Raw genomic sequence first — 9066 nt, 5'->3', positions numbered from 1 at the left:
GGGGTCACCAGGTGGTGTTGGGGCCGTAGGGCTCCTGGCCGTAGTCGTCCTCCTGCGGGGACGGCTCGCGGCCCTCGCCGGCCCGGAAGGTCCTCAGGCCGTCGGCCGTCTCGGACGCGTAGTCGCCCTGGGCGCTGTAGTCGCCGCTCGGGATGCGGCCGCCCTGGTCCCGCGTCTCGTCGTAGCCCATGGCGGAGTCGTAGCCCAGGGAGGAGGGCGTGTCGTCCTGGCCCGCGTACTCCTCCCGGCCGTACTGGTCGTCCGGGTCCTGACCGCGGAACCGGTCTCGGTCTGTCATCATTCCCCCCGATAGAGACCTGGTGCCCGATAGATGGGTATTCGTCCGGGTTCTACCCCACCGCAACCGCGCGGCAACACCGGCCTCACCCACCTCAGCGCCGTCTACGGCTTTCTACGAAAAAGCGTAGAAAGCCGTAGACAAAGCCAGAGGCAATGCAAGCCAAATCTACGGCTCTCTACTTCCCGTGCTAGAGAGCCGGATATTCACTGGCGGCCACGTCCGGGCACGGCTTTCTATCGTTCTCTAGCCTTTTCGCTAGAGAACTCGATACGGACGGATCGGCCGTCAGGCGGGTTGCGAGCGGAGGAACTTGCCGAAGTGCGGCACCGTGAACGCGACCATGCCGCGCTCGGCGCTGTAGATGAGGCCCTTCTTGATGAGCCCGTCGCGGGCGGGCGACAGGCTGGACGGTTTGCGGCCCAGCGCGTCGGCGACCGCGGCCGTCGGCACGGGGTCGTCGCCGAGCGCAGCCATCGCGCGCATGTAGTCGCGCTCGGCGGGGGTGGCGCGCTCGTAGCGGCTGCCGAAGAAGCCGACCGCGAGCTCGCTCTCCGCCTCGGGGGCCGCGACCTTGATGTCGTCGGCCGTGATCGGGGTGTCGGGCGCCACGTCCCAGACGACCTTCGCGTACGCCTGGACGAAGTACGGGTAGCCGTCGGCCGCCCCGTACAGCGCGTCGAGGGCGTCCCTGGTGAAGGTGACGTCCTCCCGCTCGGCCGGCGCCATCAGCGCGAAGTCGGCCGACTCCCGGTCGAGCCGGTCGATCCGCGCGTACCGGAAGAGCCGCTCGGAGTAGGACTTGCTGGCCGACAGCACGGCCGGCAGGTGCGGCAGCCCCGCGCCCACCACGATCAGCGGCCCGCCGACCTGCGACAGCTCGTGGCAGGCGGCGCACAGCGCGGAGACGTCGTCGGCCGGGACGTCCTGCATCTCGTCGACGAACAGCGCGATGCCGACGCCGACGTCCGTGGCGACGGACGCGGCGTCGACGAACAGCTCGGTGAGGTCGATCTCCAGGTCGCCGGAGTCGGCGCGGCCGCGCGCCGCGGGCACGTCGATGCCGGGCTGCCAGCGGTGCGCCCGCGCCTTGCTCTTGCCGGCCGGCTCGGGCCCGGACTGCGCGAACGCCTTCAGCACGCCGAGGAAGTCCTCGATGCGGTCGGGCGCGCGGTGCCGGGGCGCGAGCTCCCGGACGGCGCGGTGCAGCGCCGAGGCGACCGGCCGCCGGATCGACTGGTCGGGCCGGGCCTCGATCTTGCCCGTCCCCCACAGCCGCTGGATGGCCTGCGACCGGAACGCGTTGAGCAGCACGGTCTTGCCCACCCCGCGCAGCCCGGTGATGATCATGCTGCGCTCGGGACGCCCGCGGGCGACTCGTTCGAGCACCACCTCGAACTGCCGGAGCTCGCGGTCGCGGCCGGCCAGCTCCGGGGGGCGCTGCCCGGCGCCGGGGGCATAGGGGTTGCGCACGGGGTCCACGCTCTCGGACTCTATGAGGCGATATAGCTGCGGCCGTAGATTTACGTAGAAATCGCTGCGGCGTGTCGCGTGCTCGCGCCGCCGCCCGCAGCGCGCGGGAGCCTCGGCTCCCCTCATGGCGGTCGCCACCATGCCGCCTCCCCGGGCGAGCGCTTCCGAACAGGTCGAACTTCTGTTCGACTATTCGAACACACTAGCGCACGCGTCCGCCGCCGTCACGCGAACGCGGACAACGACCCGGCGGGCTTCGTCACCGCCGCCGCGGCCACCCGTGCGGGCAGGACGGGGCCTGGTACGTCGGCGTCGGGCGGGCCCGCGGACGGCCCTGTCCGGAGCGGGGTATCCGGACAGGACCGCCTGCGGGGGTCAGGTGAGGGATTCGTCGGCGTCGGACCGGTGCGGGACCTGCTCGGCCGGGACGGTGCCCATCCGGCCGGCCTGGAAGTCCTCGAACGCCTGGACGATCTCCTCGCGGGTGTTCATCACGAACGGGCCGTAGCGGGCGACCGGCTCCCGGATCGGAAGGCCGCCCAGGATCAGGATCTCCCACCCGTTCGCACTGGCCTGCGGCTGACCGTCGGCGGCCCGCACGACGAGCCCGTCACCGTCCCCCTTGTGGTGGGAGCCGGCGAACACGGCGAGCTGCCCCTCGTCCAGCCCGACCTCCTCGACGCCGACCGTGCCGCGTCCGGACAGGACGTACACGAGCGCGTTGAAGTCGCGCGGCCAGGGCAGCGCGAGCCGGGCGCCGGGCGCGACCGTCGCGTGCAGGTAGTTGATCGGCGTGTAGGTGACGCCGGGGCCGTCGTATCCGGCGACCGACCCGGCGATGACGCGGACCAGCGACGAGCCGTCGTCGGCGGCCAGCAGCTTGACGTCGCGGGCCTTGATGTCCTGGTAGCGCGGCGGCAGCCACTTCTGGGCGCGCGGCAGGTTCACCCAGAGCTGGACGCCGTGGAACAGCCCGCCCTTGGCGACCAGCTCCGGGGGCGGCTGCTCGATGTGCTGGATACCGGACGCGGCCGTCATCCACTGCGTGGCGCCGTCGGCGATGAGGCCGCCGCCGCCCGCGGTGTCCTGGTGCTGGAACGCTCCGTCGATGATGTAGGTGACCGTCTCGAACCCGCGGTGCGGGTGCCAAGGGGTCCCCTTCGCCTCGCCCGGCGCGTACTCGACGGCGCCCATGTGGTCGAGGAGCAGGAAGGGGTCGGCCAGGGCCAGGTCGATGCCCGGGAAGGGGCGCCTGACCTGGAAGCCCTCGCCCTCGAGGTGGCGCTTGGCGGTCACGACCTTCGCGACGCGCCGCCAGTCGGTGTCCTCCTGCGGCAGCAGCGGCAGGCGGGGCAGGGTCAGCGGGTCGGCCATCACGGCGGGCATGGGTTCTCCCCTCGTCGGGTGCCCGTCCGGGCCGGGCGGTGCACTGCCTCCTGCAACATAGTTGATGGTTCAACTATTTTCGCGAACGGACGACCCGGCCCGTCCTGCTACCGTGAAGGTAGCGCGGACTAGTTGAATGTTCAACATATGAACTATACTTTGCGGTATGAGCGAACCTCGCTGGCTCGATGCCGCCCAGCAGCGCGATTGGCGGGCATACGTGGACGGCAGCGTCCGGCTCACCGAGACCATGGACCGCGACCTCAAGGCCAAGCACGGCCTGTCGGTGTCGGAGTACGAGATCCTCGTCCGGCTGTCGGAGGCGCCCGAGCGGCGGCTGCGCATGGCCGAGCTCGCCGAGAACGCCAGCCAGTCCCGCAGCCGCCTGTCGCACACCTGCTCCCGCCTGGAGGCCAAGGGCCTGGTCAAGCGGGACAGCTGCCCCAACGACAAGCGCGGCGTCTTCGCGCACCTCACCGATGAGGGGTACGCCGCACTCGAACGCGCCGCCCGCGACCACGTCGAGACCGTCCGGACGTTCTTCATCGACGTCGTCCAGCCGGAGGACCTCGAGGCGATCGGGCGCGCGTTCGGCCTCGTCCTGAAGCGGATCGGCCCCGCGACCTGACCCCCGCTAGAGCGGGACCATCACCCCGGTCAGGAAGCCCACCGACACGAGGGTCAGGAACCCCCAGGCGAGCATCATGCCGATGCCGAACGTCCGCCACCGGCCGCCGACCTGCCAGACGAGCAGCCCGCCCAGCCCGAACGCGAGCAGCAGCAGCGTGACGAACTGCGGCAGCAGGCTCGGGCGGCGGCTCATCATCAGCGGCGCCCACATCATCACGAGGTCGACGAACACGAACAGGCCGAAGCCCGCCGCGAGCGCCTTCACGTCCCGGCCGAGGAACGCGCCCGCGCGCTCCAGGACGGCCTGGGCCTTGTCCGCCGGCAGCCGCGGCCGCGCGGTCTCCGGCTCGACCTCCACATTGTGCGCCACCGCGAAGATCTCGTCTTCGAGGCTCGGCGGGTCGCTCTCCTGAGCTTCCGTCATCCCGGCTCCCTGGGACCGGACATCACCGGACGACATGCCCGGCGGTCGCTTGGTGTTCCACGCCGCCCCTATCCGGCGGGCGCGCCCTCAAACGCACCGTAGCGAATCGGTACCGCGACGCGAACGCCCCTCGGCCTGCGTATGCTGCGAAGATGCCAGGTAGAGGGCCGATTTCCAGCGCGACTTTCCTCGGTGTCCTGCTCACGGTGGCGCTCGCGGCGACCGGATGTGGCCGCGGCGGCGACGACTCGGGCGAGTCGGCGCCGCCCGCGACCCCGCCCACCGCGTCCGGCTCGGCGACGCCGTCGCCGTCCCCGACGAAGCCGGTCTTCCAGGCCGACATCACGAAGGTGACCGCCGGCGACCTGACGTCGTCCTGGCGGCGCGGCTGCCCCGTGGCGCCGTCCGGACTCCGGATGATCGAGATGACCTACTGGGGCATGGACGGCAAGCCGCACACCGGCGGGCGGCTCGTCGTCAACGCCAAGGCGGCCGACGACCTCGTCTCGGTCTTCAAGAAGCTGTACGCCATGCGCTACCCGATCGAGCGGATGGAGCCGGTCGACAAGTACGGCGGCAGCGACTTCGACTCGATCGAGGCCAACAACACCTCCGCGTTCAACTGCCGCAACGCGACCGGGTCCAGTTCGTTCTCCCAGCACGCGTACGGGCTCGCCATCGACATCAACCCCTGCCAGAACCCCTACGTCTACGCGGACGGGCGCATCGCCCACAAGGACTGCACGAAGTACAAGAACCGCAAGCTGGACGCGCCCGGCATGATCCACGCGGGCGACAAGGTGGTGAAGGCGTTCGCCTCGATCGACTGGGGCTGGGGCGGCGAATGGAGCGGCGCCAAGGACTACCAGCACTTCTCGGCGTCGGGCCGCTGACCTTCCGCCGGAGACCGCCTAGCCGAGCATCATGACCGCGCCGACGAGGACGGCGAGGACCGCCACCACGGCGACGATGCCGACGATCATGCCGATGTTCGGCCCGGACTTGCGCGGCTGCGCCTGGCTGGCGAAGTTCTGGAACTGGTGCGTCGTGCCCGCCGGATCATTCGGTGTCTGCGACATGCCGAAGAGGGTAACGGATCCCCTATGCCCGAGTAGGGCGGAGCGGAGAGTGTGGGATTCGAACCCACGAGGACTGTCCCCAGCCCTGGGCGCTTTCAAGGCGCCTGCACTAGTCCACTATGCGAACTCTCCCGGCGGCCGGTCGCCCGGCCACCGCCCACGATAGCGGTCAGGGGCCCCTGCCTTCGACCGCATACCAGGTCGCCTACGGTTCGTCCGGGACGCGGAAGCCGGGGATCGACGGCCACCGGACGGTCAGCACGACCGCCTCCTCCTCGGCCTCCCAGGAGTGGTCGACGCCCCGCCCCCACACCACGTAGTCGCCCTGCTCGGCGAGCACGACGTCCCGTCCGGGGAACTCCAGCCGGAACCGGCCGCTGATCAGGACGAGCAGGGCGGTGCGCTTGTCGCCGTCCGTCCACACGGCGCGCCGCTCGCCCTTCGGGTGCACGCCCCACTTGATCTCGACCTCGTCGCTGTGCCGCAGGTCGCCGGCCGGCTTGAAATGCCCGAGCAGCCACCCCCGGTCCAGAGCCGCGTCCGCCCCGGCCTTCCCCACATAGATTCCCCACGTCCGCTCGTCCCGCCCGTCATCCAGCACGGGGCAACTTTAGACGGGCCGCGCCGCGGCATCACGGAGCCGCTCACTGGAAGGCGTGCACTCAGGGCGACGAATGATCACAATTAGCGACCCAATGTGGCCATCAGTGTCATATGCCACTTACCCCGGTTGGAACGGATGCGATGCTCGGGCCCACGCATTGGGGGCAGAGCGAAACCGAACGGGGGCCTTGCATGTACTTCGCCATATCCACCGTGTCGACCGCATAGGGGCGGCGTGCGCGAACTCGACCCGGGAGATCCCGTCCGCCTCGGCGACTACCGGCTGCTCCGGGTGCTCGGCACCGGCGGCATGGGGAAGGTCTTCCTCGGCCGGCACGCCGCCAACGGCTCGTCCGCCGCCGTGAAGATCCTGACCAACCCGCGGCTGCGCAGCGGCGAGGCGCGCACCCGCCTCCGCAAGGAGATCGAGTCCTGTATGCGGGTCGGCGGCGAGCACACCGCGGCGGTGCAGGCGTTCGACGTGCAGGGCGACCCGCCGTGGCTGGCGATCGACTACCTCAAGGCCCCGACGCTGCAGGAACTCGTCGCCCTGCATGGTGCGCTCCCCGTGGACACGGTGCGGTGGATGGCCGTGCGGCTGGCCGCCACGCTGCTGACGCTGCGGAAACTGTCGATCGTCCACCGCGACATCAAGCCGAGCAACATCATCATGGCCGCCTCCGGGCCGAAGCTCATCGACTTCGGCATCGCCAAGGACCTCGGCCGGTTCCCGGCGTTCACCAGCGGGCGCAAGGGGACTCCGGGCTACATGTCACCAGAGCAGGCGATCGGCGGCACCGACCTGACCCACGCCACCGACGTCTACTCGCTCGGGATCACGATCGCGTTCACCGCCACCGGCAAGCACCCGCAGATCGAGGCGAGCGAACTGATCGTCCGGGACGCGGCGGGGCGGCCGCTGTTCTGCGACCTGCCCGCCGAGCTGGCGGACCTGGTCGCGGGCTGCACGCACCGGCGGGCCAGCGAGCGGTTCACCGCCGAGCAGATCATCGCGGCCTGCACGCGGGACGACCCGCGGACGCCCGCCGATCAGGCGGGCGCGGCCGAGCAGCGGCGCGGCGCGCTGACCGCGCTGCCGAGCCGGGCGGGCAAGGTGCTCGGCGAGTACGCCGAGCACGCCACCGAGGCCCGGCCCCGGGCCCGGCCGCTGCCGAACGCGACGGCGCCGATCGCGCTGCCGGGCCGGCCGGCGGGCCCGGCGGGGCGCGCCGCACCGCGCTGGCGGGTCCGGCTCGGCGGCAGGGGCTACTACGCCTCGCCCGTCGCGGTCCCGTCGGCCCGGCCCGGCGGGATGGTGTGCGCGGGCGGGCAGGACGGCCTGGTGCGGGCCTTCGCCGCCGCGACCGGGCGCGAGCTGTGGCGGGCCGGCCCCTTCGACCGCATCGACCGGACGCCCGCCGTCCATGCGGGCATGCTGTACGTCACCTGCGCCGACGGCCGGGTGCACGCGCTGCGGCTCAGCGACGGCACCGTCCAGTGGCAGGCGAGTGTGGAGCCCTCGGTCGCGACGACCCCGGCCGTCGTCCCCGCAGCGGGCGCCCTGGTCGTCGGCGACCTCACCGGGCTCGTGCGCGCCTTCGACCTGACCGGTCCGCGCGAGCGGTGGCGCTTCCAGGCCGGGGACGTCGTGGAGGGGCCCGCGGCCGTGGACCGGGGGCTCGTCTATCTCGGGTCCTGGGACCACCACCTCTACGCATTGAACGCCGGCACCGGCGAGGTGGCCTGGAGCCACGACGCGGGCGCCGCGATCACCTCGCCGCCCGTGGCGTCCGGCGGCCTGGTCCTGGTCGGCACGCTGGACGGCGCCGTGCACGCCGTGGACGCGCACCGCCCGGTGCGGCGCTGGACCTTCCGAACCGAGCAGGCGGTGCACGCGGCGGCGGTCGACAAGGGCGTCGCCTACGTCGGCAGCGACGACCACCGGCTCTACGCCATCGACATGGCCAGCGGACTCGGGATGTGGTCGTTCGCCACCGGCGGCGAGGTCCGCTCGTCTCCGCTGGTGCACGGCGGCCAGGTGTACGCCGGCAGCCACGACGGCAACCTGTACGCGATCGACGCCCTCTCGGGCTGGGAGAGGGGGCGCTTCACCACGGGCGCGTGGATCGACTCCTCCCCCTGCACCGACGGCGCGGCCCTCTACATCGGGGACTGGGACCGGTGGGTGACCGCGCTGGACATCGGCCCGCTCGACAGGCGATGAGAGGACCGCGGGGATGAGGCGAGCCGGTTTCGAACTGATAGAGCCGCTGGACACCGGTACGCTCGGCGACCGGCACCGCGCCGTGGAGATCAGGACCGGCGAGAAGGTGCTGGTCACCCGGTTGCACGCCCACTGGACGCGCGACGCGCCCTCATCCGCTCCGTTCCTGCGGCTGATCGACCGGATGCGGAGCCTGCGCGCCCCGTGCGTCGCCGCCACCCTCGCCGGCTGGGTCGACGACGAGGGCTGGTGGGTGGCCGCCGAGGATGTCGGCGGGGAGCCGCTGGACAGCTGGATCCTGGAGGCGGGGCCGCTGCCCGCGGGGCAGATCCTGTCGCTCGCGCACCGGATCGCCACGGGCCTGGAGGTGCTGCACCGCTACCGCCTCCTGCACGGCGCGCTCACCCCGGGCACCGTCCTCTGCGCGGGGAGCGGCCGGATCGTGCTGGCCGACCACGCGCTGCTTCCGCAGCTGGCGACCGACGAGGCGCGGCACGGGACGCTGCCCGCGGGGCACGCGCTGCGCGGCGATCCCGCCTACATGTCTCCGCGGGTCATGGCCGACCCGGCATGGGCCAGGCGCGAGGACGATGTCTACGCGCTCGGAATGGTGCTGCTGTACGCGGCGACGGGCGTCCGTCCCTACGGCGACCTCGACATGCTGGCCACCGCCGCGTGCGTGGTGCGGCGGGTGCCCCCGCCCGACCTGCGGGAACTGCCCTTCCGCGTCCGCTCGCTGATCGGCAGATGCCTGCGGCCCCCGTTCTACCGGCCCGAGCCCGCGCGCATCGCCCACCGGACGAGCCGCTCCCGATGGCGGCTGTACCGGCGGTACGACGCGACGCAGGAGTTGAGCCGCTCACCGTCCCCTCGAGAACCGTCGGAGGAGGATCCGGTGATCAGCCGCGACACGGGACCCGCCGCACACGTCGCCCCCGCCCTGCCCAAG

At 71.9% G+C, this 9066-nt stretch carries 10 protein-coding genes and 1 tRNA gene; 4 read left to right on the top strand and 7 right to left on the bottom strand.

Annotation, left to right across the window (positions count from 1 at the left end; all coding sequences use genetic code 11):
* Positions 1-4: 4 nt before the first annotated feature.
* From E1284_RS35085 to E1284_RS35075, 3 genes are all read right to left on the bottom strand, one after another.
* Positions 5-301: a hypothetical protein gene (locus tag E1284_RS35085; protein ID WP_131944464.1), complete on the bottom strand. Its 297-nt coding sequence runs from the start codon at positions 299-301 to the stop codon at positions 5-7.
* Positions 302-586: 285 nt separating this feature from the next.
* Positions 587-1771 carry an ATP-binding protein gene (locus E1284_RS35080; RefSeq protein ID WP_425544454.1) on the bottom strand — a complete coding sequence of 395 codons (1185 nt, stop codon included), beginning with the start codon at positions 1769-1771 and terminating at the stop codon, positions 587-589.
* Positions 1772-2146: 375 nt separating this feature from the next.
* A complete protein-coding gene (locus tag E1284_RS35075; protein WP_131944462.1) occupies positions 2147-3157 on the bottom strand; it encodes a pirin family protein in 1011 nt (336 codons plus the stop codon).
* 166 nt (positions 3158-3323) lie between these two features.
* On the opposite strand from E1284_RS35075, the gene E1284_RS35070 reads away from it, so the two are divergent.
* Positions 3324-3785 (top strand): MarR family winged helix-turn-helix transcriptional regulator, encoded by a 462-nt coding sequence (locus E1284_RS35070; protein WP_131944461.1) that lies wholly within the window; start codon positions 3324-3326, stop codon positions 3783-3785.
* A gap of 6 nt (positions 3786-3791) precedes the next feature.
* Here the strand turns inward: E1284_RS35070 and E1284_RS35065 are convergent, their stop codons facing one another.
* Positions 3792-4211 carry a hypothetical protein gene (locus E1284_RS35065; protein ID WP_131944460.1) on the bottom strand — a complete coding sequence of 140 codons (420 nt, stop codon included), beginning with the start codon at positions 4209-4211 and terminating at the stop codon, positions 3792-3794.
* Between the two features lie 152 nt (positions 4212-4363).
* On the opposite strand from E1284_RS35065, the gene E1284_RS35060 reads away from it, so the two are divergent.
* The gene (locus E1284_RS35060; RefSeq protein ID WP_131944459.1) at positions 4364-5104 is read left to right on the top strand and encodes a M15 family metallopeptidase; all 741 of its coding nucleotides are present in this window, start codon (positions 4364-4366) and stop codon (positions 5102-5104) included.
* Positions 5105-5122: 18 nt separating this feature from the next.
* Here E1284_RS35060 and E1284_RS42025 read toward each other — a convergent pair whose 3' ends face one another.
* The 3 genes from E1284_RS42025 to E1284_RS35050 form a co-directional block, all read right to left on the bottom strand.
* Positions 5123-5290 carry a hypothetical protein gene (locus tag E1284_RS42025; RefSeq protein ID WP_165965544.1) on the bottom strand — a complete coding sequence of 56 codons (168 nt, stop codon included), beginning with the start codon at positions 5288-5290 and terminating at the stop codon, positions 5123-5125.
* Between the two features lie 43 nt (positions 5291-5333).
* Positions 5334-5422 (bottom strand) — tRNA-Ser (locus E1284_RS35055).
* Between the two features lie 73 nt (positions 5423-5495).
* Positions 5496-5891 carry a cupin domain-containing protein gene (locus E1284_RS35050; RefSeq protein ID WP_165965543.1) on the bottom strand — a complete coding sequence of 132 codons (396 nt, stop codon included), beginning with the start codon at positions 5889-5891 and terminating at the stop codon, positions 5496-5498.
* A gap of 237 nt (positions 5892-6128) precedes the next feature.
* On the opposite strand from E1284_RS35050, the gene E1284_RS35045 reads away from it, so the two are divergent.
* Together E1284_RS35045 and E1284_RS35040 are read left to right on the top strand one after the other, a co-directional pair.
* Positions 6129-8117 carry an outer membrane protein assembly factor BamB family protein gene (locus tag E1284_RS35045; RefSeq protein WP_165965542.1) on the top strand — a complete coding sequence of 663 codons (1989 nt, stop codon included), beginning with the start codon at positions 6129-6131 and terminating at the stop codon, positions 8115-8117.
* A gap of 13 nt (positions 8118-8130) precedes the next feature.
* On the top strand, positions 8131-9066 hold a 936-nt coding region (locus E1284_RS35040; protein WP_131944457.1), incomplete at its 3' end, for a serine/threonine protein kinase.

This window comes from Actinomadura bangladeshensis, assembly GCF_004348335.1.
GTDB classification, from domain to species: Bacteria; Actinomycetota; Actinomycetes; order Streptosporangiales; family Streptosporangiaceae; genus Spirillospora; species Spirillospora bangladeshensis.
This window is presented reverse-complemented; position numbering and strand designations above follow the sequence as displayed.

Bases quoted from the DNA above. Each gene is read 5' to 3' on its own strand.
- E1284_RS35085 (WP_131944464.1), bottom strand. From the start codon at position 301: ATGATGACAGACCGAGACCGGTTCCGCGGTCAGGACCCGGACGACCAG.
- E1284_RS35075 (WP_131944462.1), bottom strand. From the start codon at position 3,157: ATGCCCGCCGTGATGGCCGACCCGCTGACCCTGCCCCGCCTGCCGCTG.
- E1284_RS35070 (WP_131944461.1), top strand. From the start codon at position 3,324: ATGAGCGAACCTCGCTGGCTCGATGCCGCCCAGCAGCGCGATTGGCGG.
- E1284_RS35065 (WP_131944460.1), bottom strand. From the start codon at position 4,211: ATGACGGAAGCTCAGGAGAGCGACCCGCCGAGCCTCGAAGACGAGATC.
- E1284_RS35060 (WP_131944459.1), top strand. From the start codon at position 4,364: ATGCCAGGTAGAGGGCCGATTTCCAGCGCGACTTTCCTCGGTGTCCTG.
- E1284_RS42025 (WP_165965544.1), bottom strand. From the start codon at position 5,290: ATGTCGCAGACACCGAATGATCCGGCGGGCACGACGCACCAGTTCCAG.